This window comes from Kurthia zopfii (genome assembly GCF_003143955.1).
Lineage (GTDB): Bacteria > Bacillota > Bacilli > Bacillales_A > Planococcaceae > Kurthia > Kurthia zopfii.
On sequence record NZ_QFVS01000011.1, the window covers coordinates 16,258 to 41,518 of the forward strand.

The 25,261-nt window shown below is 37.3% G+C and carries 20 protein-coding genes and 1 riboswitch; of the genes, 6 read left to right on the forward strand and 14 right to left on the reverse strand.

The features are described 5' to 3' along the window. Positions 1-6: 6 nt before the first annotated feature. From DF281_RS05865 to DF281_RS05885, 5 genes are all read right to left on the reverse strand, one after another. A complete protein-coding gene (locus tag DF281_RS05865) occupies positions 7-456 on the reverse strand; it encodes a nitrous oxide reductase accessory protein NosL (protein ID WP_109349321.1) in 450 nt (149 codons plus the stop codon). Next, a complete protein-coding gene (locus tag DF281_RS05870) occupies positions 453-1,730 on the reverse strand; it encodes a right-handed parallel beta-helix repeat-containing protein (protein WP_109349322.1) in 1,278 nt (425 codons plus the stop codon). Before DF281_RS05870 ends, DF281_RS05865 begins: the two co-directional genes overlap by 4 nt. Positions 1,731-1,802: 72 nt before the next feature. Further along, positions 1,803-2,441 (reverse strand): nitrous oxide reductase accessory protein NosL, encoded by a 639-nt coding sequence (locus tag DF281_RS05875; protein ID WP_109349323.1) that lies wholly within the window; start codon positions 2,439-2,441, stop codon positions 1,803-1,805. A gap of 162 nt (positions 2,442-2,603) precedes the next feature. Next, positions 2,604-3,428, reverse strand: coding sequence for an ammonia-dependent NAD(+) synthetase (nadE, locus tag DF281_RS05880; RefSeq protein WP_109349363.1), 825 nt, complete (start codon positions 3,426-3,428; stop codon positions 2,604-2,606). Between the two features lie 2 nt (positions 3,429-3,430). After that, positions 3,431-4,912, reverse strand: a complete 1,482-nt coding sequence (locus DF281_RS05885) for a nicotinate phosphoribosyltransferase (protein ID WP_109349324.1) — start codon at positions 4,910-4,912, stop codon at positions 3,431-3,433. A gap of 443 nt (positions 4,913-5,355) precedes the next feature. Here DF281_RS05885 and DF281_RS05890 point away from each other — a divergent pair, with 443 nt between their 5' ends. Then, positions 5,356-5,919, forward strand: coding sequence for a phosphoribosyltransferase family protein (locus tag DF281_RS05890; protein ID WP_166636086.1), 564 nt, complete (start codon positions 5,356-5,358; stop codon positions 5,917-5,919). A 44-nt stretch (positions 5,920-5,963) separates the two neighbouring features. Here the strand turns inward: DF281_RS05890 and DF281_RS05895 are convergent, their stop codons facing one another. Then, entirely contained in the window at positions 5,964-6,455 is a 492-nt protein-coding gene (locus DF281_RS05895) for a methylated-DNA--[protein]-cysteine S-methyltransferase (protein ID WP_109349326.1), read from the reverse strand. A 4-nt stretch (positions 6,456-6,459) separates the two neighbouring features. After that, the gene (locus DF281_RS05900) at positions 6,460-7,026 is read right to left on the reverse strand and encodes a bifunctional transcriptional activator/DNA repair enzyme AdaA (protein WP_109349327.1); all 567 of its coding nucleotides are present in this window, start codon (positions 7,024-7,026) and stop codon (positions 6,460-6,462) included. Positions 7,027-7,158: 132 nt separating this feature from the next. On the opposite strand from DF281_RS05900, the gene DF281_RS05905 reads away from it, so the two are divergent. The 3 genes from DF281_RS05905 (at position 7,159) to DF281_RS05915 (ending at position 9,993) form a co-directional block, all read left to right on the forward strand. After that, positions 7,159-7,890 (forward strand): ABC transporter ATP-binding protein, encoded by a 732-nt coding sequence (locus DF281_RS05905; RefSeq protein ID WP_109349328.1) that lies wholly within the window; start codon positions 7,159-7,161, stop codon positions 7,888-7,890. Then, positions 7,887-8,654 carry an ABC transporter permease gene (locus tag DF281_RS05910; RefSeq protein WP_109349329.1) on the forward strand — a complete coding sequence of 256 codons (768 nt, stop codon included), beginning with the start codon at positions 7,887-7,889 and terminating at the stop codon, positions 8,652-8,654. The genes DF281_RS05905 and DF281_RS05910 overlap by 4 nt, the downstream gene beginning before the upstream one ends. Positions 8,655-9,018: 364 nt before the next feature. After that, on the forward strand, positions 9,019-9,993 hold the full coding sequence (locus DF281_RS05915; protein WP_109349330.1) for a proline dehydrogenase family protein: 975 nt from the start codon (positions 9,019-9,021) through the stop codon (positions 9,991-9,993). Positions 9,994-10,050: 57 nt separating this feature from the next. Here the strand turns inward: DF281_RS05915 and DF281_RS05920 are convergent, their stop codons facing one another. The 6 genes from DF281_RS05920 to hemG form a co-directional block, all read right to left on the reverse strand. After that, entirely contained in the window at positions 10,051-10,653 is a 603-nt protein-coding gene (locus DF281_RS05920; protein ID WP_109349331.1) for a response regulator transcription factor, read from the reverse strand. A gap of 83 nt (positions 10,654-10,736) precedes the next feature. Beyond that, complete coding sequence (gene desA, locus DF281_RS05925) at positions 10,737-11,777, reverse strand: Delta(5) desaturase DesA (protein WP_109349332.1); 1,041 nt, start codon at positions 11,775-11,777, stop codon at positions 10,737-10,739. 159 nt (positions 11,778-11,936) lie between these two features. Beyond that, positions 11,937-15,368 carry a methionine synthase gene (gene metH, locus DF281_RS05930; RefSeq protein WP_109349333.1) on the reverse strand — a complete coding sequence of 1,144 codons (3,432 nt, stop codon included), beginning with the start codon at positions 15,366-15,368 and terminating at the stop codon, positions 11,937-11,939. Beyond that, the gene (locus DF281_RS05935) at positions 15,349-17,211 is read right to left on the reverse strand and encodes a bifunctional homocysteine S-methyltransferase/methylenetetrahydrofolate reductase (RefSeq protein ID WP_109349334.1); all 1,863 of its coding nucleotides are present in this window, start codon (positions 17,209-17,211) and stop codon (positions 15,349-15,351) included. The genes metH and DF281_RS05935 overlap by 20 nt, the downstream gene beginning before the upstream one ends. A gap of 99 nt (positions 17,212-17,310) precedes the next feature. Next, positions 17,311-17,418, reverse strand: a riboswitch (SAM riboswitch). A 131-nt stretch (positions 17,419-17,549) separates the two neighbouring features. Next, positions 17,550-18,212 carry a class A sortase gene (locus DF281_RS05940; RefSeq protein ID WP_109349335.1) on the reverse strand — a complete coding sequence of 221 codons (663 nt, stop codon included), beginning with the start codon at positions 18,210-18,212 and terminating at the stop codon, positions 17,550-17,552. Between the two features lie 24 nt (positions 18,213-18,236). Then, positions 18,237-19,619 (reverse strand): protoporphyrinogen oxidase, encoded by a 1,383-nt coding sequence (gene hemG, locus DF281_RS05945; RefSeq protein ID WP_109349336.1) that lies wholly within the window; start codon positions 19,617-19,619, stop codon positions 18,237-18,239. Positions 19,620-19,787: 168 nt separating this feature from the next. Between hemG and DF281_RS05950 the strand changes: the two genes are divergently transcribed. Further along, positions 19,788-21,812: a Na+/H+ antiporter gene (locus DF281_RS05950; protein WP_109349337.1), complete on the forward strand. Its 2,025-nt coding sequence runs from the start codon at positions 19,788-19,790 to the stop codon at positions 21,810-21,812. Positions 21,813-21,853: 41 nt separating this feature from the next. Here the strand turns inward: DF281_RS05950 and DF281_RS05955 are convergent, their stop codons facing one another. Next, a complete protein-coding gene (locus DF281_RS05955) occupies positions 21,854-23,779 on the reverse strand; it encodes an acyltransferase family protein (RefSeq protein ID WP_109349338.1) in 1,926 nt (641 codons plus the stop codon). A gap of 352 nt (positions 23,780-24,131) precedes the next feature. Here DF281_RS05955 and DF281_RS05960 point away from each other — a divergent pair, with 352 nt between their 5' ends. Further along, positions 24,132-25,235 carry an N-acetylmuramoyl-L-alanine amidase family protein gene (locus tag DF281_RS05960; protein ID WP_166636087.1) on the forward strand — a complete coding sequence of 368 codons (1,104 nt, stop codon included), beginning with the start codon at positions 24,132-24,134 and terminating at the stop codon, positions 25,233-25,235. Positions 25,236-25,261: the final 26 nt, after the last annotated feature.

Sequence of the window (25,261 nt, forward strand, 5' to 3'; positions counted from 1 at the left end):
TGCTGATTACTCGCCCCAATCAAAGCTTTTTAGCTCATCAAAGTTCATAACTTTCCCGTTACCTTGGTTTTTCACGTATTCTTTCGCTGCGGCTTCATCTTTGAAAGCTACTACGCCATAACTCATCGGTGTTGGAATACTCTTTTCATATACGAAGGCTGATTTTTCAACATTCAACCATTCTTTACCGGCTTGATCTTTAATGAATGCTTCGCCAATATCGTCATGCTTTGTCTTATTATAAGATTGCATTAAGCAACCTAAATCGTCATACATTTGATAATCGCCATTTTTTAAAGCGATTTGTCCTGCATATTTTTCATTCGCAATACTCATATTACAAATCTTACAAATATCAGTTTGTGGATTAATTTCCTTCGCTTCGAAATCCTTATTACCACAACCAGCTAATAAAATACTTGTCGCAAGAACTGCGCTCATCCATTTTTTCTTCAAATTCGAACACTCCTTCTCCAACCATATAATCCTGCTAAAAAGATCAAACTCCCGATTATAATTAAAGAAATCTTCATCGGCTTGTCTTCCTTATGCTCTGAAATTGCTGACATAAGTGGACGTTCATCAACCAACTGATTTTTCTCCGTCTTATTCGTTTGCTGATCCATTTGATTTAATAGAACAACACTTGGTGATTCGATGAAATATTGGTATGCCGGTTCACGAACCATCCATTGCCCAAAACTTTGAAGTGCAACATATTTCGCATCTCCAAAACCATCTTCATCTACATCAAAGCCTGAGTAATCATCATAAAAGTTTTCATGAATATCATTCGCTGTACCATCGGAACGTATATTCACAATATTTCCCAGGAAATCATTATGGTTCACTGTATTTTTTTCATATGAACCTGTAAATTCAACTGCCGTTTGGTTCGTTAAAAATACATTATCCAAAATATGCGATTTCTTCATATTCTGACTTGAAATCGCCGTACGATTCCCAATCAATTGATTATTCTTCGTGACGATATTTTCAGCATTATAGAGCGTGAAGCCCGAGCTATTCCAGTCACTTTGATATTGAATCGTATTTTCTTCAAGTAAAGCATTTTTCGCAATCATTAGCATGATTCCGGTTACATTATTCTCAAGCATATTATCTCTGGCATAAATATCTTTTCCGTACATATAATGCAAGCCGTAACGACTGTATGTTGCTTTATTATTTATAATTTTCGAACCTGTTACTCGTTCTAAATAATATGCATCCATCACTTCCGTAATAAAGCTATTGGAAATATTAATATTCTTACTATCGTAAGCTGCTACACCAGATCCTTTATCCGCATATTGCCCATCGACACCACGCATCGTAAAGTCATCTACAGTTACATCAGAAGAATTTCGGATATTAACACCACTCCACATATAGATCATTTTAATGTTCTCAATGTGAATTTGTGAAGATTTCTTCACATCTATGGCAGATTGAGATCGAGCAAAACGAAGATTCTTCAAAGTAACATCCTTCGTATTCTCGATTGTTAATACCGTATTATCATATCCTGCACGCATTAATGTCTTCTTGCCACCGATAATTGTAATTGGTTTTTTAATCGTAGCTTTTTCTGAATAGCTGCGATCAAACAACTTCAATGTACCGCCACTTGGAGTTTTATCAATTTGTGATTGTAAACTTTCCGCGTGTGCTTGTGCTGAAAAACCGAGTAAGCTAATGAAAAAAACGAATAGGAAACGCCATTTCATTATTTTCTCCTCCAATAATGGTGAAGAGGAATATTTCAATTGAATAAAATATTCCCCTCATTTGATCTTTAATTAGTGACCGCTGTTATCGTCGTGTTCTTTATCATGATCACCATGTTCATCATGACCTTCATGCTCGTCATGACCTTTGTGTTCATCATGTTTCATATCGCCCATTTTGCTAAATCTTTCATGAGCTACATCATCAATGTCGCTCGCTTTAACAATTTTAGCTTCTTTATGTTCTTTGATAAATGATTCTGCTGCTTCTTTCGTACCGAAGTATGCGAAACCATATTTCATAGGTGTTTTAATATCACCTTTCACAACGATTGCGTCATCTAACTTCATCCAACTCTTATCATCGTAGTTACGTACGAATTTATCAAGTGTTACCTTATGTTTACGTTCATAGTTTAACATACAACCAGCATCATCGAAGAATAAGTTCTTTCCTTTTGCATCTACAGCTTGTGCAGTGAATGCACCCATATCATCTGATTTAGCATATGCTTTCATATTACAGAATGCACAAACTTCATCTTTCGCTGGTTCTTTTAGTTTAATTCCATCTACTACAGTCGTGCCGTCGTCTTTGGACACTTCAGTTTTTGGTGTAGACTCTTCTTTTTTAGATGTATCTTCTGAGTTACCGCAAGCTCCTAATAGTGATACTGCAAGTAATGCGCTAATTCCAACTCGATAATTCATGAATAAAACACTCCTCTGTATTTATACGTTCTAGTTTACTTCTATACTGTACATGGCAATTGTGAAATAAAATGAAAATCCGTGTGACTTTTTTTCGTCAAATATTCTTTTCAATAAAAAAGACACTCGGAAATCTCTCCCCGAATGTCTCTAAACCAAAACTTATTTCCAAAAATTATCGAAAACAGTGATTGGCATATGTCGTTTATGTTGTGAACGTAAATAGTGACCTTCCAGTCTTTCTTTTGCTTCAGAAGGAATTTCCTTCCCTTCTAAATAATCATCTATTTGATCATAAGTGACACCTAATGCTTCTTCATCAGGTAATGAAGGTCGATCTTCTTCCAAATCAGCAGTCGGTACTTTTTCATAAAGATGTGGCGGGCAATTCAATTCTTTTAGCAACTGTTTGCCTTGTCTTTTATTCAAACGCCAAATCGGAGTTAAGTCCGCTCCACCATCACCGAATTTCGTATAAAAGCCAGTGATTGCTTCAGCCGCATGATCCGTACCAATTACAACTCCTGCATTTGCAGCAGCAATCGCAAATTGAACTTTCATACGTTCGCGTGCTTTTTCATTTCCTTTTTGGAAATCAGATAATTTCACGCCTGCATCGATTAAAGCTTGAACTCCCGCATCTACCGCATTTTTTACATTGACAGTGTATGTCTTTGTCGGTTGAATAAATGCTAAAGCATCTTCACAATCCGCCTCATCTGCTTGTAAACCATACGGCAATCGTACAGCCCAAAATGAATACTGATGTTCACCAGCTTCTTCATTCAATTCATCGACTGCTAATTGAGTCAACTTACCTGCAAGTGTTGAATCCTGACCTCCTGAAATACCTAATACAAAACCTTTTACGAAAGTATGTTTTTGCGCATACTCTTTTAAAAAGTCGATTGTACGGCGAATTTCCGTTTGTGCGTCAATAACTGGTAGTACTCGCAATTCTTGAATGACAGTCTGTTGTAAAGTCATCATTACTTCCCTCCAAGTCCTTCGCTAACTTTAGCGACCATTTCTTGAACTTCGGCAATATTCCGCATTTTGTTATTCCAACATTTTTGGCTTAAATCTACTGGATATTCTTCTGGATTCAATGAACGTTTATATTCATCCCATAATAATGCTAAATTATCTTTTGCATACTGTGCCATCTCAGAAACTGCTGGGCTTGTGTAAATCACTTGACCATTTTCTACAACTTTCTCATGTAGGTTTTTCGCTTCAAAGTTCGTCACAAATTTCGAGATAAATGTATGGACAGGATGGAACATTTTAATTTTTTCTTCTGATTGCGGATCTTCATCGTACATTGTGATGTAGTCGCCTTCTGCTTTGCCGTTTTCACGGTCGATGATGCGATACAGTTTTTTGCGTCCTGGTGTTGTCACTTTTTCTGCGTTGGCAGAAATTTTGATTGTATCCACCATGTCGCCTTCCACATCTTCAATCGAAACAATTTTGTAGACCGCACCTAAAGCTGGTTGGTCATAAGCCGTAATGATTTTCGTACCAATTCCCCACATATCTACACGAGCATCTTGAGCTTTTAAGTTCAACATTGTGTATTCATCAAGATCATTTGAAACGACGATTTTCGCATCTGGGAATCCTGCATCATCAAGCATTTTTCTAGCTGCTTTTGATAGGAATGCGATGTCACCGCTATCTAAACGAATGCCGACGAAGTTAATTTTGTCGCCTAATTCTTTTGCTACTTGAATCGCTGAAGGTACACCTGATTTCAATGTATCAAATGTATCCACTAAAAACACGCAATCCTTATGTCTACGTGCATATGCATGGAACGCTTCATAATCACTGTGATAAGCCTGTACAAGTGAGTGTGCATGCGTACCTGAAATCGGTAAGTTGAATAACTTGCCAGCTCGAACATTACTCGTTGAAGCAAATCCGCCAATAATTGCAGCACGTGTACCCCAAATCGCTGCGTCCATCTCTTGCGCACGGCGCGTACCGAATTCCATAACGCTTTCATTCTCAGCAACATGTTTAATACGGCTCGCTTTAGTCGCGATTAGAGTTTGGTAGTTAACGATATTTAATAATGCTGTTTCTACTAGTTGTGCTTCCACTAGAGGTGCTTCAATGCGAACGATTGGCTCGTTTCCGAAAACCGTCTCGCCTTCGATCATCGAATAGACATCACCCGTGAATCTTAAATCTTTTAAATAGGCGATGAAATCTTCCTTGTACCCTACTTCATCTCGTAAGTAAGCGATATCTGAATCACTGAATTTGAAGTCTCTTAAGTATTCCAACATTCTTTCAAGCCCTGCAAACACCGCATAGCCATTGCCGAATGGTAGCTTTCTAAAATATAGTTCAAATACTGATTTTCGATTATGAATGCCGTCAGCCCAATAAGATTCCGCCATATTAATTTGATACAAGTCTGTGTGTAAAGCCAGGCTGTCGTCAGGATATACTTTTGTCATAATGGTTCTCCCTCTTCCACTTCTCTTTATTTGTCGATTATTGCAGCCAAAATGATTACTTATTATCATACCCGGTTAGATACATTTCAAGTCATTTGGTTGTATTTACGTAGTTACTTCACTGTTAAAATAATATTTATGTAATACATAATAGCAAAAATATAAGTATAAGTCGTCCATATTGTACATAATTTTGACATATCCTTAATATCTTGTCAGGTGTAAAGTGTATTATAGCATAGCAATTTCCCTATTCAGAAAGGCATTTTACTAAATAGAACAGTTCATTCGAAATAATAAAAATATTTGGAAATAGCCATTGAAGTTCAACAATTTTAATATTAAACTAAAGTTCAACAAGTTACTTTATACATAAAAAAATAACCGTAAATTGTTTTTCTATCATTACAATTTAGACTTATATTATATAGGGGAGAAAAATTATGAAGACCTACACAATCAAAGTTGCAGGATACACACGCCATTTGCCCATCGTCAAAATTAGAGAAAATTTATCCATTGCTAGTTTCAACCTTTTAGGTGATGTTGAATTAGTGCAAGCGACAGCGAAAGAATTACTTCAACAATTGCCACACTTAGATGTACTGATTACTGCCGAAGCTAAAGGTATTCCGCTAATTTATGAACTTTCTAAAATGTTAAAACTCCCTCGATATGTCGTAGCCCGAAAACAAGTGAAGAGCTATATGTTTAAGCCTATTGTTCATGAGGTTCACTCGATCACCACTGCCGAATCTCAAATACTCGCACTTGATTATGAGGATGCGGCTTTCTTAAATTATAAACGCGTTGCCATCATTGATGATGTCATTAGTTCTGGTTCTTCTTTGGAAGCGCTTGAAACCCTTGTTAATAAAGCAGGCGGACAGATTGTAGCGAAAGCCTGTATTTTAGTCGAAGGTGAATCAGTAGATCGACAAGATGTCATTCACCTTGATGAACTACCACTTTTCACAGATGAAATGGTCGAAAAACACCCAGAATAAATACAAAAAAGGTCACCGATATTTGATAATCCGTGACCTTTATTTTATAGAATATTTTCAAGTGTAAGCAGTTCTTTTTTCAAAGTTAAACCACTTCTAAAGCCTGTTAGTTTACCATTTTTGCCGATTACTCTATGACAAGGAACGACGATGAGAATTGGATTTTTTCCGATTGCATTTGCAACAGCTCTCACTGCCGAGGGTTTTCCTAATGCTTCCGCAATATCCGAGTAACAACATTTTTCTCCGTATTGAACTTTCAACAATTCAGCCCAAACTGACTGTTGAAAATCAGTGCCACGTAGATCTAATTTCACATCCGAAAAATCTGTAGTGACACCTGAAAAATATTGCTCAAACTCTTTTGTATAGTCCTTCATATATTGAGTTGATTGTGTTAGCTCCGTCATGCCGGCTTTCCCTAACCATTCCACCATCTCATCATAATCATTACTGACAAAACATAGCCCCTGTTCTGTGGCAGCTATAAATATTTCATCGTTACATCCCTTTAGAGAATCATAGTAAACAATCATGCTACTACCTGCCTTCTAATGTTTTTTTATATTGCTTAGGGGTTGTACCAACTAAACTTTTAAAAAGTGTAATAAAATAAGAAGTATTATGTAGACCTACTTGATGACCAACTTCTTCAACAGAAAGACCTGTATTTTGTAATAATTCTACCGCTTTATTTATTCGAACCTTTTGTAAGTATTCCGTAGGTGAATAACCTTTTGCTTTTTTATATACTCGTTGTAGATGATATGGACTACCGTGGAAAGTATCTGCTAAAAACTGTAGCGTAATGTGCTCCGTATAATTTTGATCCATATATTGATTCATTTGATCGGTCCAAATCTCATCTGGCAATCGAATGCCACCAGGTTTACATCTCTTACACGGTCTAAACCCTGCTTCCATTGCTAACTCAACATTTCTATAAATTCGAACGTTTTCCTTATTCGGATTTTTTGAAGGACATGAAGGGCGACAACAAATTTTTGTTGAAGTGACCGCATATACAAATTCTTTATCAACTTTTGCATTATTATCTTCTATAGCTTGCCATTCAAGCTCTGTAGGAACACTCCCTAGCATTTTCATCACCTTATCTCTTATCATATAATATGAGTATTTGAATTATACCCGCGTTTTTAGTATTTCATAACTTAATTTAATTATAATAGTAAAATATCATTATTTCTTTACTATAGTAATTGACGAGGAGCTGACTTTTTGAATCCAATAAATCAACCTGCTATTTGTTTTGAAAATGTTTATTTCACTTCAAATAAACAACAAATTCTTGAAAATATAAGTGGCAAAATTGCTGAAGCAAAAATCACTGCATTTGTCGGACCATCAGGTGCTGGTAAATCCACACTGTTGAAAATGTGTAATCGACTCATCTCTCAAACTTCGGGCAAAATCGAAGTTTTCAATCAACCAATTGAGCAATTCAATCCAATTGAACTGCGACGTGAAGTTGGCATTTCTCTTCAGTCTGCGCCTATGATCAACGGAACGGTTTTTGACAATCTCAACCTTCCGAAAAAACTCCAACAAGCCACACTTAGTACCCGTGACGCCATTACTATATTAAAGGACGTAGGATTAGACGAAACGTTTCTTAAAAAAGATGCAAAAAATTTATCTGGTGGGCAAAAACAACGTGTTTCTATTGCTAGAACGCTAATTAATAAGTCAAAAATATTGTTGCTAGATGAGATTACATCGGCTTTAGATCCAACTGCGACGAAAGAAATCGAGCAATTAATTTTATCTTTAAATAAAAAATATAATGTAACAATTATTTTAGTCACACATAATATTGAACAGGCCATCGCTATAAGTGATGAAATTTGGGTGCTAATGAATGGTTCTTTAATCGAAATTTGCGCAAGCAATCAATTAAAAAACTCCTCAAATCCTCAAATTCAGCAATTTTTAAGCGGGGTGCTGAAATGACTTTTACTACATTAGCGATCACACTACTCTTTGTATTAGTGCCGTTACTTTTATCAAAAGCTCTCAATTTAAACCTTGGAAAAGATACGATCATTGCAACTGTTCGATCAATCATTCAACTGCTAATTGTCGGTTACATTCTAAAATTTGTTTTTGAGGGCAATCAACTAATCTACATCTTATTAATGATTGCATTGATGATTGTTGCAGCGACTTTAAATGCACGTAAAAAGGGCGAGTCGATTTCCGGCATCACTTGGAAAATCGCACTAACATTATTGACCGTCGAAATCATTACGATGACTGTATTAGTAGGGTTTCAAGTCATTCCCCCGACAGCTCAATACGTCATCCCTTTGAGCGGTATGGCAATTGGTAACGCCATGGTATTATCCATCCTATTCCTTAATCGATTCAAAGCAGAAATCGAAGCGTATTCAGATGAAGTTGAGTTAATTCTTTCATTAGGTGGGACGCCAAAACAAGCGATTCATCGCCAACTAATTGCTGCGATCAAAGCGAGTATGATTCCCACAATCGAAAGCCAAAAAACAATCGGACTCGTTCAATTACCGGGTATGATGAGTGGACAAATTATTGCAGGTGCAGATCCATTACAAGCTGTTCAATTTCAATTGCTCGTCTTATTCATGCTCCTATCTAGCGCAGCGATTTCAAGTGTCCTACTAGGTTTCCTCTCCTACCCAACGCTCTTTAATCAGCAAATGCAATTGATCAAAGAAAAGTTTAATCCAGAAAATTAAAAATCGTCTTCCCATTCCATGTGGGAAGACGACTTTTTTGTCATAACATTAATTTTGTACCTACGTAACAACTTACAGATTTTATTAGTTAAATGCAACTCGTTTGTCATAAAACGAGACAAAAACGGTTACAAATTAGACGAATGCTGTAAAAAATAAAAACTCTGCCAATTTTACTTTTAGGAATAGACTTTAAATGAATTCCATTTTACATAATATTGTTGAAAATAACGTTATTCTATCAGAATATTCTTTCTTTAAAAAGTAAGCGTTTTTTTGTAAGATTTTTAAGTATTTTTTAGCATTTCATGGTTTAATAGGGTTATGAACTACTAAAATATAACCATGTAAGGAGTAATGTCATATGTCTGTAAAAGATTTTTTTATCGCACTTTCAGAAAACCAATTTTTAAATAACAACGCTAAAAAGTACGGCCTAAAACTTGGCGCTCAAAGCGTAGTTGCTGGCACAAATATTGATGAAGTAATTGAATCAATTAAGTATTTAAATAAACAAGGAATTTCTTGTACAGTAGATAATTTAGGTGAATTTGTTTTCGAACGTTCTGAAGCAACAGCTGCAAAAGAACAGATTCTAGCGGTAATTGAAGCAATTCATACAAGTGGCGTAGACGCACATATTTCATTAAAACCTTCACAACTTGGTTTAGATATCGATTTAGATTTTTGTTATAACAATTTAGAAGAGATCGTCTCTCTTGCACATCAATATGATATTTTCATCAACTTCGATATGGAAAACTACGAACGTCTTCAAACTTCATTCGATTTCGTTGAAAGACTATCAGAAAAACATGACAATGTCGGCACAGTAATTCAAGCTTACTTCCACCGCGCTGAAGAGGATCTTGCAAAATTCAAAGACTACCGTCTACGCATCGTAAAGGGCGCTTATAAAGAGCCTGAAACAGTCGCATTCCAATCAAAAGATGAGATTGATGCTAACTATATAAAACTGCTTGAATACCACCTTCTGAACGGGAAATTTACGTCGATCGCAACTCATGACCATGATGTCATTAACCATATGAAGAAATTCATCGCGCTTCATGACATTCCAAAAGAAAAATACGAGTTCCAAATGTTATATGGCTTCCGTAAAGAGATGCAAATCGATCTTGCAAAAGAAGGCTATAACTTCTGTACGTATGTTCCTTTCGGAGAAGATTGGTACGGTTACTTCATGCGTCGCCTTGCAGAACGTCCTCAAAACATTCAACTAGTTACGAAACAAGTATTCAACAAAAAAACGAATACTATTTTAGGTGTAGCTGCTGCTGCATTTATTATTGGCCGTTTAACAAAGAAACGTAAATAAATGAACACTAAAAAAGATGGCCCTGGTTAATTTACTGGAGTCATCTTTTAGTGTTCATTATTTATTCCAACCTTTTTCTTTAAAACGAGCGATTGCTTCAATTCGATTACTGACTTCTAACTTATCCAGAATGATTGAAATATAGTTACGCACCGTTCCTGGAGATAGGAAAAGTTCTTTCGCAATTTCCTTCGTCGTTTTGCCTTCCGCAACTAAGCTTAATACTTCAGATTCGCGATCTGTTAAGGGATTCGAGTCATCTTCATAAACAATGTCGATTAATTCAGGTGCATAAATTCGTCTACCTTCCATAATGACACGAATTGAATTCACGAGTTCTTCGATCGGACTATCTTTTAATAAATATCCTCTTACGCCAGCTTTTTTCGCTCTTTCAAAGTACCCTGGTCGAGCAAACGTCGTTAAAATGACGATTTTATATTGTTCATCCTTTAGTTCTTCGGCAACGTCTAATCCTGTTTTACCCGGCATTTCAATATCCATAATAATAATGTCAGGTTGCTGCTCCCTCACACGCTCCAAGGCTTCTTCACCGTTTTGAGCGATTGCAACAACTTCCATATCATCTTCCATATTGATCAGTGCCTTCATCGCACCAAGTAACATCCCTTGGTCTTCCGCAATGACGATTTTGATCATCACAAAACACTCCTTTTCAATTCATCTATTATATCAAAGAAGCGAGGAGAACTGTAAACAGTATCCCCTCGCACTTTAGAATGTTAGATTACTTTTTTAATTGGTAAGATCGGTTTTGCTGAAGTCTTTCGTAAATCCTTCGGCAATTGTTTGAATGTAATAAAATTATAATTTTCTGTGTCATATAATTTGTATTTCAAAGATTCGATACTTAACTTTAATGTAATCGTTGTAGCATGTTGAAGCGGGGGAGTTTGATCATGCGCATGCTCTAATTCATAGTTTGGAATTCTTGGTGCTAAATGATGCACGTGGTGGAATCCGATATTACCTGTTAACCATTGTAAAACTGCTGGTAACTTATAGTATGAACTTCCTTCAACCGCTGCTTTCACATAACTCCATTCGCCATTCGCTTCGAAGTAAGAATCTTCGAAAGTATGTTGAATATAGAATAACCAAACTCCTAAAGCACCTGCGATATACATTGAAACACCCGTTACTGCTAAGAATGCTGATACGCCCATGAAGTAAATCACAATGCCATATCCAACTACTAACAGAGCATTAATTAAATATGTGTTAATTTTTTCTTTTGTTTTTGCACCTTTACGATTTTTACGATTGGCAACAAGGACTAAGTAAATTGGACCAAAACCAAACATCACAAGTGGGCTACGGTATAGACGGTATCCTAGTCTTTTCCATTTCGAAGCTTCCGTATATTCCTCTACAGTCATCATCCATATGTCACCAACACCACGATGATCTAAATTTGAGCTTGATGAGTGATGTAATAAATGTTCAATACGCCATTTCGAGTAACCAAACATTGTTAATACACCCGCGATTGTTCCTACGATTGCATTCGCTTTCTTATTTTTGAAGAAAGAACCATGCGTACAATCGTGGAAAATGATAAATGTTCTTACAACGAAAAATGAAGCGACAACACTTACACCAATAGCGCCCCAAATTGTTGTATCTGCGATCATATATGCAAAAACCCATAATGCGATTAGAGGTACGATTGTATTAATAATTTGGAAAACACTTTTTGCTTTGTTTGACTTAGCAAAAGGTTGCACGGCTTTATGAAGTTGTTTTGTTTTTTCCTTGTCCATGTTTTCTCATTCCCTTATTGTCATTTTCTTAATAATAATATTTTTTAGCATCTGGTCATAGAGGTGAATGTCACATGACACATATGACAACTGTCACTATTATTTTTTAGAAAATTAAAAACTTAGCGAGAAAGGAAAATACCTCCCCACTAAGTTGATTTAAACATTAAAGTATCGCGCATCTGGATGGTTAAAAACAATCGCAGAAACAGACGCTTCTGGTTGCATCATATATCCTTCCGTCAATTCCACTCCGATATCTTCTGGTTTAATTAAATTAAATAATTTCACTTGATCTTCCAAGTTCGGACAAGCCGGATATCCAAATGAAAATCTTTGCCCATTGTATTTCGCCGCAAAACGATCACGCATCGTAAAGTCCGTCGCATCAGGATAGCCCGCTTGATCACGCATCTCTTGGTGAACACGTTCCGCAAAGCCTTCCGCTAACTCCAATGCAGTCGCTTGAATCGCATGACTTTCTAAAAACTTCCCTTGTTCTTTTAAGCGCTGCGCCACTTCTCTCACGCCATGCCCTGCCGTTACTTGCATGAATCCTACATAATCCATTTCGCCGCTCTGTTTTGATTTAAGGAAATCAGAAATACATAGGAATGGTGCTTTTTGTTGTCTTGGGAATGTAAATCGTTCAATCTCAACACCTGGCTCTTTTGGCGAATAAATAATGACATCATCGCCGGCCGATTGTGCAGGAAAAAATTGATACATGCCAGAAGGTGAGAGTAAATCTGATTTTAAATAGCCGGTAACTAAATCATATAGTTCATTCGCTCGCTCATCGCCACTTGCGCGTAATTCCTCACTATACCCTTTCAAGCCTAAATGATGGCCAATCAAAGTTCTCATATTTACATACGGGAATAAATGTTTTACTGGATAATCTCTTAATACATGGCGCTCTGTATCGGTCGGCACGAATATCGGGAAATCTTCACTCACCGATTTCACAGGTCGGGTCGCTACTGCTACTGCACCCCGATCCACTCGATTCGCCTCTTTTTCTACACGCTTTTGCTGTGCGGTTGCGATTTCGCCGAGTAATTCGGCTCTGTCTATACCTTGTAGTCGATTCACTAAATCAAGTCCGATCATCGCATCTTTCGCATAGAGAACTGGGCCGTCATAACTCGCCGCAATTTTCGTATCCGTAAATCGGCGTGAAAGTGCTGCGCCACCAACTAAGATTGGTGTATCAATATCCGCTTCTTTGAAATCCTGTGCCGTAATGACCATTTGCTGCGCTGATTTTACGAGTAATCCCGAAAGTCCGACAATATCCGGTTTCTCTTTTCGAATCGCTTCTATTAATTGCTGCGGCGTCACTTTAATGCCGAGATCAATTACTTTGTATCCATTATTACTTAATATAATGTCGACTAAGTTTTTGCCGATATCATGTACATCACCTTTTACAGTAGCGATGATGATTTTCCCTTTACCGACATCGTCTTCTGATTTTTCCATAAATCCTTCAAGGAAAGATACCGCTGCTTTCATCACACCGGCAGATTGAAGCACTTCCGCTACGATTAATTGATTCTCATTGAACAACTTCCCAACAGTCGCCATCCCTGCCATTAAAGGCCCATTTATGATTTCTAAAGGGGATTCATATGTTTGAAGTGCGGTTTCTAAATCGGGAATAAGCCCTTCCTTCGTTCCTTCTAAAATATAGTAAGCCAGTCGTTCTGGTACTGTTTTCGGAATATCATCTTCCGTTTTTTCTTTCTTTTTATCACGATAAAAGTCTGTAAAATCTGCTAAAGTTTGATCCGTCGTATTAAATAATAAATCATTCGCTAAATTGATTTCAGCTTCTGGAATTGAAGCATAGCGTTCCAATTTCTCCGTATTTACGATGGCATAATCCAGACCAGCTTGCGTACAATTGTATAAATACACTGCATTCAACACCTCTCGTCCAACAGGTGGCAAACCGAATGACACATTGGATACACCGAGAATCGTCAAAGCACGCGGCATTTTTTCTTTAATCAGGCGAATCCCTTCAATCGTTTCAACAGCAGAACCAATATATTGCTCATCGCCTGTGCCGACTGGGAATACAAGTGGGTCGAAAATAATATCTTCAGGTGCAATGCCCCATTTATTCACGAGTAAATCATATTCTCTTTGTGCAATTTCAAGTTTGCGATGACGATCAACGGCCATCCCTTTCTCATCAATCGTACCGATGACGATTGACGCACCGTATTTTTTGACGATTGGTAATACAGCATCAAGGCGTTCTTCTCCATCTTCTAAGTTGATCGAGTTAATGATTGCCTTACCTTGTGAATATTTCAATGATTCTTCAATGACCTTTTCATCCGTCGAATCAATTACGAAAGGCACTTTAACCTTTTGACCAACTTGCTTCATGAAATTCACCATATCATCGATTTCTTCACGGTCAGGATTGGCAAGACAAATATCGATGACATGCGCTCCATTCTTCACTTGCGCTCGCGCGATTTCTGCTGCTTCTTCAAACTTTCCATCGACAATTAATTTCTTGAATTTTCGCGAACCGATGACATTCGTTCGTTCACCAACAAAAAGTGGACGCATTGAATCATCATATTCAAGTGGTTCAATTCCTGAAACCGTATGATTTTTCTCGCCTGTTTGTCGAATTCTCGGTGTTTTATTTTCTACTACTCGGCGTATCGCCTGAATATGTGCTGGTGTTGTACCACAACAACCACCTACAATATTTAACCAACCTTTATCCGCAAAGCCTTCCAATTTTTTCGACAGACTATCCGGTGTTTCGTGATAATGCCCTTCTTCATCTGGTAATCCAGCATTCGGATAACAGCTGACGAAACTTGAAGATAGCTCTGACAATGAACGTAAGTAATCCGTCATAAACTCTGGCCCTGTCGCACAGTTTAAACCGATTGATAATGGCTTAATATGTTCAATTGAAATATAGAAAGCTTCGATACTTTGACCAGCTAATGTTGTCCCCATCGGCTCAATCGTACCTGAAATCATAATCGGAATTTCCTTACCTAATTCTTTAAATGCACGTTTTACAGCGATTGTACCTGCCTTCACATTGAGCATATCTTGAGAGGTTTCTAATAGAAGTAAATCCGCTCCGCCTTCGATTAAAGCTCTCGCTTGAACATAGAAATCCTGTTCCAATTCATCGAATGTAATACCACCTGTCACGGATAATGTTTTCGTCGTTGGCCCCATTGCACCTGCAACAAAACGAGGCCATTCAGGTGTTGAGATTTCCTGCGCAACTTCTTTAGCAATCTCCACTGCTCGGCGGTTAATTTCAACAGCCTTATGCCCAAGATCATACTCATTTAATACGACTGGTGTTCCACCGAATGTATTCGTAGAAACGATATCTGCGCCCGCTTCAAAGTAAGCACGGTGAATATCCGCAATAACATCTGGTCTCGTTAAATTTAGATTTTCATTACAACCATCTAATTCTTCTCCACCAAAATCATCTTCCGTTAAATTCGCATTTTGAAGCATCGTCCCCATTGCCCCATCTAAAATTAAAATATGATGTTCAAGTCGTTGTTCAATGAGATGCTTTGACATATTCTACTCCCCCTTTTACCTGTTGTTCATCTAGTTGGTTAATATATTCAATCAGCTCTACGCTCATGTCGTAACGCATGAACGGTGTGATCAAGTAGATTCCATTAAATAATTCCGATGCAGTATCAATTAATTCTTTCGCAATTTTTATCCCTTCAGCTTGCGCAGTTACTTGATCGATATCTGCTTTTGCCATTCTGACTAATACTTCATCTGACAATTTGATGCCTGGTACTTCATGATGTAAAAACTCGGAATTTCTCAAACTTGTTAATGGCATAATTCCGATGTAAATCGGCGTATCGAGATGCTTTGTTGCTTCGTAGATTTCGATGATTTTTTCTTTTGAATAAACGGGCTGTGTAATGAAATAATCAGCACCCGCAGCAATTTTCTTCTCTAATCTCGGCACTGCTCTTGCGACAACGCGAACATTCGGATTGAACGCAGCCGCAACAGAGAAACTCGCTTTTTTACGAAGTGGTTTACCTGAGAATGAGATACCTTCATTTAACTTTTTAATCAACTGCAATAATTCAATGCTCGATACATCATAAACGCTTGTAGCACCTGGGAAATCCCCCACTTTTGTCGGATCGCCTGTTACTGCTAAAATATCATTTATGCCGAGTGCATCTAATCCCATGAGATGAGATTGCAAACCGATTAAGTTACGATCACGACAAGTAATATGTGCTAATGACCTTACTTCTTCCTCATATTTTAAAATCGAACCCATCGCAATATTTGATACACGAGGTGAAGCTAATGAGTTATCTGCCATCGTCACTGCATCCGCTCCTGCTTGTTGAAGAATTTTCGCACCTTCGATAAATTTCTCCGTTTCTAAATGTCTCGGTGTATCCAATTCGACGATAATCGAACGACCTTTTTTAACTTTTTCATGAAGCGGTTCATAGATGCGAACTGCCGCCTCTTTAATCGGTTCAACTGCTCGTACTTCAACGACTTTATCTTCTACTGGTTGCAGATTAGATAATTGACGTTTCACTTCACGAATATGGTCAGGTGTCGTACCACAACATCCACCAATTAATCGAACACCTTCATCACGTAATTCAAGTGCCGCTTTTCCGAAGTATTCAAACTCTGATTCATAGACAACTTTTCCTTCTTCTAAATCAAGTAAACTCGCATTCGGATAGGCAGATAAAAACGCATTTTCAGGTAATTCAACATTTTCTAATGCGACGATTGTATGGTGTGGACCAAATCGACAATTTAAACCGACAACATCCGCGCCTGCTACTTCCAACCTTTCAAAAGCTTCATTCAAGTTCATACCATTTAGTAATACGCCCGGATCATGCATGGAAACTTGTGCAATGATTGGAATCGAAGTGAATTTTCGAATCGATTTAACGAGTGTTTCTAATTCTTCTAAATCATAAAATGTTTCTAATAATAGTCCATCTACACCGCTATTCACAAGGACTTTCGCTTGTAAAACGAGTGAAATTAAAATCTCTTCTAAACTAAATTCATGTTTACGAATACCTCGAATGCCGCCGATTGTTCCTAAAATATATTGCGGCCCATCTCCAACTGCTTTCTTCGCAATTTCCACCGCTGCCTTATTTAAAATTTCGTATTCTTCTTCGATGCCATATCTTGAAAGCTTGATCGTATTGGCTGTATATGTATTCGTTTGAATCACATCTGCGCCTGCTTCAATATATTGTCGATGAATATCCTCAATAACTGCTGGCTTTCGAACATTCAACTCCTCATAACAAAAATCAATGCCGTATGAATAAAGCAATGTTCCCATCGCACCATCTGCTGTTAATACTTTCGTTTTTAAGTCTTCAATTAATCCCATACTATTCATCCTCCCATTCGATTTGCCGAACTCCCCAATAAAAAAAGCCCTCTTATTTATAAATAAATAAGAAGGCGTAAAGACAATAAAAATTAGTCCCTCTTATCTTTCAAGAACATTGCGTTCTTCTGGAATTAGCACCTGACCAATAAATGGCTGGTTGCTGAAACGTCATAGGGCCAGTCCCTCGGTTTCTCTGGATAAGAAAAATATTGAATTTTAAGAATATTAAGAGAATCATACATCTTTATAACTTTTACGTCAAGCGCAACTGCAATATTTTCGTATATTCATACAAAAAAACACTAGTTCATTTGAATTGAACTAGTGTCAGGCATTTATTTTTTTAAGTTGAATGCGTCTTTTGGAGCGTCATCAATACTCATTGTTTCCACCCATTCACCTTTGACAATCATGCGTTTCGAACCGTCATAATTACAAGTGACAAGTGTGAGTTCACGCTTCTTCGGATGATCATTGATAACTTCAACTTGTGTTGGTTGAATGATGAAAATATCCGTAATTTTGTATGTGTACACTTTTTTGAAATCCGTCGTGTACATAAGCATACCTTTTTTTGCTTTCGTAAGTGGGCTGAATAATGTTTTATCATTATTCATATTATGACCAGCTAGTGCATAATTCCCTTTACCAAGCTCCATATCCTTTTTCAAAGTTCCAGCACCAATTGCAAGGTTCGTATTGGAAATCCCATATAAAATCGGCAGCTGCATCTTCACATCTGGGACACTAATCGCACCGATGGAATGAACGTCTTTCGCATTCATTTGAGCTTTCAAGACATCTTGAATACTCAAGTCTTTAACATCTTCAAAATCGAAGTTTACATCACCATTTTTCGCTTTCGTCTCATCAAATTGGTTGATCGATTGCTCTGTCATATGCGTTACGACAAAGCCCATAATTTGTTTATTAAAAACTAAGGCAATACCTACTACAAGAAGAAGTATTCCAATTGTTAAACTTAATTTGCGCTTCATTTGCCACTCTCCCTTTATGCTCGACTATCCTTTTATTATTTTCTCAGCAATTTCTTTACCATTTTGAATACATAGGCCAATCCCAACACCATAGTAAGATGAACCTGCGAGATGAAGTTTCGGATATTTTTCGTTCATTATTTGTTCTAATTGTTGGATTGCTTGTTTATGTTGTAAATTATAAATTGGCATTAAATCCATCCATTTCGAAATTTCTACGAATGAAGGTTCCTCCGTAATACCTAATCCTTTTCGACAATCATTTTTTGCGATTTCAACTAATTCATCATTCGACATTTTACTAAACTGCTCGAATTTAGGATTATTCTTCTTATAGAACATTCGAATTAATAGTTTCTCATTTTTTGACGTATGTTGCCACTTTTTACTCGTCCACGTACATGCATTACAATCAATATCATTCCCCGAAGAAACGATGAAGCCCGTTCCATCCGCCGGTAAGACTGTGTTTGGAAGGTCATACGCCAAGTAAACCGTAATAATCGAACCAGTTTGCAATGACTCCAATGCTTGGTTTAGTGCCTCATCTGCCAACACTTTCTGAGCAACTTGATGTGGTGTTGTTAAAATTACTTCATCCACAATAATCGCCTCATGACGATCCGTTTCTATTCTATACCCATTTTCTACCTTTTCAATTGCAGTTACAGATGTTTCTTTTTCGATTCGTGCATTTTCCAAAGTTGCTTCAATACGATCAAATAGAGAAATTAAGCCATTTTTGAATGAAATAAATTTCTTCGCAGCGCTTTTCTCATAAAACTCTTTATTCGCTTCGAACCCTTTCATAATGCTGCCGAATTCTTTTTTATATGTTAGTAGATGCGGTAAAGTCGCACCGATTGTTAGTGAGAATAAATCACCTGAATAGACACCCGATAATACTGGCGCAATTTGTTTTTGAACGATTTCATCTCCGAAATAATACGTTAGGAAATCGCCAACTGAACTTTCCAATGTGAAAGGAACTTCCTGTTTCAATAAATCTTGTTCGAGTGCTTTTTTACCCGCCTCTGAAATGAGTGTACTTTCAGCCAAAGCATTCAGATTCATTGGAATGCCAAAAACGCTCTCGACCGGAATTGCGTGGAGCTTTTGATCTCTCAATATGTATGATACACCCGTTGCATTATAGACAACATCATCTTGCATCTGCAACTCATCTATAAATGGTTGGACACTTGAATGCCTTGCTACGATTGAATCTGCACCAACTTCCATCAAATAACCATCCCGTTCAACCGTCGTCATTTTGCCACCAAGTTGTGCATCTTTCTCAAATAAAATTAAATTGATTTCACTATTCTCTTCATTCGCAAACTTTTGTAAATAATGCATTGCGCTCATTCCTGTAATGCCGCCACCAATTACTGCTACTGTTTTCATACTATTCAACTCCACTTCGGTCATTTTTTATCTACTCATCTAGTATAATTCAAACCGAACATGACTTTCATTGTTGAATGTCACAATCCAATGAACGTCCTAGATTATTGAACTCGCCTTCCCTTATGGTGTAAGCTTATTGTATAACGCGTTAGAAAGGGTCTTGCTATGGATTTACTAATGATTACATTATTTTTACTACTCGCACTACTTGCCTCAAATATTATCGGGCATTTCATTCCTTTTATTCCTACAGCTTTAATTCAAATAGCACTCGGTGTTGTTTTAGCACTATTTATTCCGAGTCTCGATTTAGAACTTGAAACAGAGTGGTTCTTACTACTATTTGTTGCACCACTTCTATATAATGACGGACGAAATTTCCCGCGAAATGATTTATGGAATATGCGTATGCCTATTCTCGGAAATGCTATTGTCCTCGTTCTTTTAACAACAGTTTGTGGAGGTTTCTTCATTCACTGGCTTGTTCCAACTATTCCTTTAGCAGCTGCATTCGCACTTGCTGCAATCTTATCACCTACGGATCCAGTTGCAGTAAACGGCATCGCCAAAAGAATTCAAATTCCTGAAAATATTTTAAGCGTCGTTCGCGGAGAATCACTTATTAATGATGCTTCTGGCCTTGTCGCATTTAAATATGCTGTTGCCGCGGCAGTATCAGGCTATTTCTCCATTCAAGAAGCTTTAACGAACTTCACTTATACATTCATAGTAGGCGCAATTGTCGGTATATTACTAGGATTCTTGCTCATCGAATTACGATTTGCCGTTCGTCGTGCTGGGATTCGTGATGCAGTTTTCCACACACTTTATCAAATACTTACACCATTCATCATTTATTTAATCGCCGAGCATATTTTCCACGCTTCTGGGGTAATTGCAGTCGTACTCGGTGGGATTATTCAAGCATTATTCAAAGATCATACGGAAACCGTTCTTGCAGAAGAACAAGTACTTACTGAAAATGTCTGGGCAATCGTGCTATTCGTTTTAAACGGTGTCGTATTCCTACTTCTAGGATTGAATATACCTCTATCCATGACGCAATCACTCGAAGATTCTCAAATTAACAACTGGTTACTCGTTGGTTATGCTGGTGCAATCGGTTCGATGATCTTAATCATCCGATTCCTTTGGTCACACTTCTTCTCTCTATGGCGGTATTCTCGCGGGAAAGAAGCCAAGCCTTTACTAAAAATGAGTTTAATCAGTAGTCTTGTCGGCGTTCGAGGCGCAGTGACAATGGCCGGGATTTTATCACTTCCATTCTTTTTAGACAATGGTGATCCATTCCCTGAAAGGTCGCTCATTCTCTTCTTAGCTTCGGGTGTCATTCTATTTACATTAGTAATCGCGACGATTTTCTTACCGATGTTGACGGATTCAGAAGAACGAGTCGTTTTAGCAGAAGGTCAATTATCATTCCATGATGCGAAAAGTTTAGTCCTCGTCAATACAGTGCGACAAGTTCAAACGAAAATTGATGATGAAAATCGCTATATCGCTTATGAGTTAATCGAAAACTTACAGCATTTATTCAAACAAACGCAATTAGAAGCAAATGCAGATGATGCAACGCGTCCTCAATTTGCCTCGAAAGTGACGAAAATCCGATTAAATGCATTAAAAGTTGAGAAAAACTATATCGACCAACTTTATTGGGATAAAAAACTCGATGAAGAAATGTATGTTTCCATTCAAAACTCATTTAAAGATCGCCAAGATTTACTGTATTCAAGCACTTGGAAAAGAGTATTATTTACGATTCGAAAAATGTTTAGAGAAGCTTCACATGCCCGAAAACATTATCATAATGACAAAGAAAAATTCCTTTCCTATATTCTGATGCGCCAAGATGTTCGCCGCCAAGCTTACACGGAAGCACTCAAATATTTGAAAGAAAGTCGAGATGCATCTAGTCGACCTGAGCTTTATACAATCGTCATCTTTGAATATGAAAAAGCATTCGAAAGATTACGTAGAAGAAATACATTAGATTCTGCGCGTGAAGAAGAACTTCAAGAAGAATTCAGCCTCATGATGTTGGAAACACAGCGTCAAGAAATTCATAAATTATATGAAGAAGGAAAAATTTCTCGTGAACAAGAGAAAGATTTACGTAGACTTGTAAACTATATGGAGAATATCTCGCTTTACGAACATATTGAATAAACAAAAACGGACAACCTCTTCATCGGAGGTTGTCCGTTTTCCTATTTATGCTTCGCCATCTCAATCGCAACTAGGCTCGCATAATACTCGCCACCTGTTGGATTCGGGTGGATTTTGTCTGGATAGAATAAATCTTCTTTGTTGGCAGTTGCGCTATACCAATCAATTTCATAAACATTGCTGTAGTTTTGAGCCGCTGTTTTGACCGTGCGATTTACACCGTCTTGCCAGCTCTTACCTACACGGACATTCATCAAGTAAATCTTGCGTTTTTTACCAAGAATACTGTAGATTTCCTGCCACTGACTTTCTTTAAATGTACCATTCGAACCTAAATCTATTAATACTGTATTGGCGATTTTACCTTGACGATCCAGTACTTTGATTTGCTCAATTGCTGCTGAAACTTGCTGACCAATTTCCGCATGAACATCTATTTGAGGCATGAAATTCGTTAATTCTGTTCGCGCGCTCAACAATACGGAATCCCCAATCGCTGTAACAGGTGTGTTGGAAAGTGCAATTTTAGCATTCGCAACATCTTTTTTGAATTTCGCTTCTTCACGTTTTTTCAAATCAGTTGCAGCTTTTTTCTCTGCTGCCGCTGCTTCTTTCGCTTCTTTCTTCGCCTTCGCTAATGCTTCTTGTTGTGCTTTTTTCTGATCTTCTGCTGAGATTTTCTTCTCATTTTTTTCTTGTTCTTTTTGAAGATGCTTCTCTAACGCATTATTCGGCGAAGCTTCTGGACTCGGTTGGACAATCATACCGTACGCAAAAATAATCGCAATACCACTCGCAACTACCATACCTGTACGCTGTTTAATCGATTGTTCCTTCCACTTCCACGACCATGAACTGCTACGGAATTTCGCAATCCAATTTTTCCATTCACCTTTTCGAATCGGTTCTTCCACTAAGCTGAATGACAGCGCTGATAAAATGAAAGTTAAAATCAATGCAATGGCAATTTTCGTTCCGCTGATTGATTCCGTTTTTACTGCGATTCCTAAAAGGACGATAATCGGGAAATGCCAAATATAAATACCATATGATCGAACACCAATCCAAATTAGCGGCTTGAAGCTAAATAATTTGCTGATTGAACTAGCTGGATGGACGATGACCGCAATCAAGACAGCTGTAACTGCTGATGCTAAGTACATCCCACCATAATAAAGGAAGCTACCATCTTCTTGAATGAATACCATCATTACGAGAAGTGCTAAAAGGCTGATGATCCCTGTAATATTTAGAGTTTTCTTCAACTCTGGTGTGACATTATCGGACAGTTTCGCACTTGGCCATATTATTGCCAACGCAGCCCCTAGTAAAATCGAGAATGCGCGTGTATCCGTACCGAAGTAAACACGGCTCGGGTCAACATCTGGTGTGAACATGAAAGCCATAGCTTCCGCTGAAATAACGGATAATAGCAAAATAAATACAGCTAACTTCCCTTTTGATTTCACGAATGTTAATGCAATTAGCATAATGATCGGCCAAATAATATAAAACTGTTCTTCTACTGCAAGTGACCACATATGTTGTAATGGTGATGGTGGTGCGAATTTAGTAAAGTATGAGTGCTCTTGAAATACATAATACCAGTTACTAATATATGTGAATGCGGCTAAAATCTCTCCGCGAAGTCCTACTAAAAAATCTCGTTGGAATAAAGTAATCCAAGTACCAATCGAAACGAGCATAACGACTAATGCAGGAATTAAACGTCTAAACCGCTTAACCCAAAACGTTTTAAAATTAATTTTGCCGTTTTTCTCAAATTCATTCACTAATATATCTGTAATTAAATAACCCGATAAGACGAAGAATACGGTTACCCCTAAAAATCCGCCATCGATCCAATCTATATGAAGATGATATAAGATTACAGCTAGTACTGAGATCGCTCTTAATCCATCTAAACCGCTTATGTATCTTCGCTTCTGTTTTTCAGGTCGCGGCATTTTTTACCCCCCAATTATATTAAAAATCTCATCTATAATAAGACTCTTTTCATTCGCATTAAGTTTTGTTTTTTAGGAATATTTTTTCCATGTTATATAAGAACAAACTTTTTATCTGTAATATTCCATTCCTTATCATATCCTAATTTTTCATATTCGTTAAGTATTTATATTGTGGCAGTTTATCAGATTTTTAATACAAGTACTATTGAATCACTTGATTTTTTTACGAAAAAAGCTACATTTACTTATTTCACAAATGTTACAAATAATACAATTAAATCACAATTAACAATATTTCACTGTTTTATAAGCAATTAATATTATCATGAGTGTAAAAGGGGGGCATATCATGCTACTTAAAAATAAAAAACTCATTCAAATTTTCATCGCTTTTATCCTCGTTCTATCTACTTTAGCCACAACGAATATTGGCGCATCTGCAAAATCTACCAAATTAAAAGTTATTAACACGAATTCACTAAATGTTCGCACGGGCCCAAGTGTGAATTATAAGGTCATCAAAACGCTTAAACGAAACACTGTCGTCACTCAAACATCTACTAAAGGGAACTGGTCAAAAATCAAAGTCGGTTCTAAAACAGGCTATGCATCTTCAAAATATTTAGGTAAAATCACGAAACCTGTTAGTAACCCTGTGACAAATGTCGGTAAGTACTATTCAGTTTCAGCAGCTACTTTAAATGTTCGCAAAACAAGTTCTGCAACTTCATCAAAATTAGCAACTGTTAAATTCGGTGATCAATTCATTATTAAATCACAAGCTTCAAATGGTTGGTTTAAAATTGAATACAAAAAAGGGAAATATGGTTATGTTTCAAACCACTATGGTTACATCACAAAATCAAAAGAGAACGCTTACCCAGCAGGCACAATTTTTGGTCCATTAAGCGGACGAACTTTCGTTGTTGATGCTGGTCATGGCGGTGCTCAAGCAGGTGCTCAATACTATGGCGTGAAAGAGAAAGACTTAAATTTAAAAGGCGCGAAAACATTACAAAAAACATTAGTAAATAATGGTGCGAAAGTTGTTATGACGCGTACGACTGATAAAACTTTAACACTTGAAAAACGTGTTTCAATTACGAAAGTCGCAAAACCAGATGCCTTCATTAGTGTGCATCACAATGTTTATAATAAAAAATCTGAAGAAGGTTATTTAGCTCTTTATACGAAAAAAGCTGAAAAAACTTTCACAAAATATTTATTCGATGCTTTAGATCGTCCCGTTTCAGCCATTTCAGATGTTCCTGCGGAAGAATACCGTTACCAAAACTTACACGTATTACGTGAAAATCCGTATATCGGTACTTTAATGGAATATGGTTATATGAACCGTAAATCTGAACTAGATCAAATCAATACGAATAGCTACCGTCAAGCAATGGCTGATGGTATTACGAATGGTTTAATTGCTTATTTCAAGAAATACTAAGCCGTTCAAATAGAGAGGAGGAAGTG

Coding starts and splice junctions, on each gene's coding strand:
- DF281_RS05960 (WP_166636087.1), top strand. CDS start 24,132: ATGCTACTTAAAAATAAAAAACTCATTCAAATTTTCATCGCTTTTATC.
- hemG (WP_109349336.1), bottom strand. CDS start 19,619: ATGAAAACAGTAGCAGTAATTGGTGGCGGCATTACAGGAATGAGCGCA.
- DF281_RS05915 (WP_109349330.1), top strand. CDS start 9,019: ATGTCTGTAAAAGATTTTTTTATCGCACTTTCAGAAAACCAATTTTTA.
- DF281_RS05870 (WP_109349322.1), bottom strand. CDS start 1,730: ATGAAATGGCGTTTCCTATTCGTTTTTTTCATTAGCTTACTCGGTTTT.
- nadE (WP_109349363.1), bottom strand. CDS start 3,428: ATGACTTTACAACAGACTGTCATTCAAGAATTGCGAGTACTACCAGTT.
- DF281_RS05875 (WP_109349323.1), bottom strand. CDS start 2,441: ATGAATTATCGAGTTGGAATTAGCGCATTACTTGCAGTATCACTATTA.
- DF281_RS05895 (WP_109349326.1), bottom strand. CDS start 6,455: ATGATTGTTTACTATGATTCTCTAAAGGGATGTAACGATGAAATATTT.
- desA (WP_109349332.1), bottom strand. CDS start 11,777: ATGGACAAGGAAAAAACAAAACAACTTCATAAAGCCGTGCAACCTTTT.
- DF281_RS05950 (WP_109349337.1), top strand. CDS start 19,788: ATGGATTTACTAATGATTACATTATTTTTACTACTCGCACTACTTGCC.
- DF281_RS05955 (WP_109349338.1), bottom strand. CDS start 23,779: ATGCCGCGACCTGAAAAACAGAAGCGAAGATACATAAGCGGTTTAGAT.
- DF281_RS05900 (WP_109349327.1), bottom strand. CDS start 7,026: ATGAAAATGCTAGGGAGTGTTCCTACAGAGCTTGAATGGCAAGCTATA.
- DF281_RS05935 (WP_109349334.1), bottom strand. CDS start 17,211: ATGGGATTAATTGAAGACTTAAAAACGAAAGTATTAACAGCAGATGGT.
- DF281_RS05920 (WP_109349331.1), bottom strand. CDS start 10,653: ATGATCAAAATCGTCATTGCGGAAGACCAAGGGATGTTACTTGGTGCG.
- DF281_RS05890 (WP_166636086.1), top strand. CDS start 5,356: ATGAAGACCTACACAATCAAAGTTGCAGGATACACACGCCATTTGCCC.
- metH (WP_109349333.1), bottom strand. CDS start 15,368: ATGTCAAAGCATCTCATTGAACAACGACTTGAACATCATATTTTAATT.
- DF281_RS05885 (WP_109349324.1), bottom strand. CDS start 4,912: ATGACAAAAGTATATCCTGACGACAGCCTGGCTTTACACACAGACTTG.
- DF281_RS05940 (WP_109349335.1), bottom strand. CDS start 18,212: ATGAAGCGCAAATTAAGTTTAACAATTGGAATACTTCTTCTTGTAGTA.
- DF281_RS05910 (WP_109349329.1), top strand. CDS start 7,887: ATGACTTTTACTACATTAGCGATCACACTACTCTTTGTATTAGTGCCG.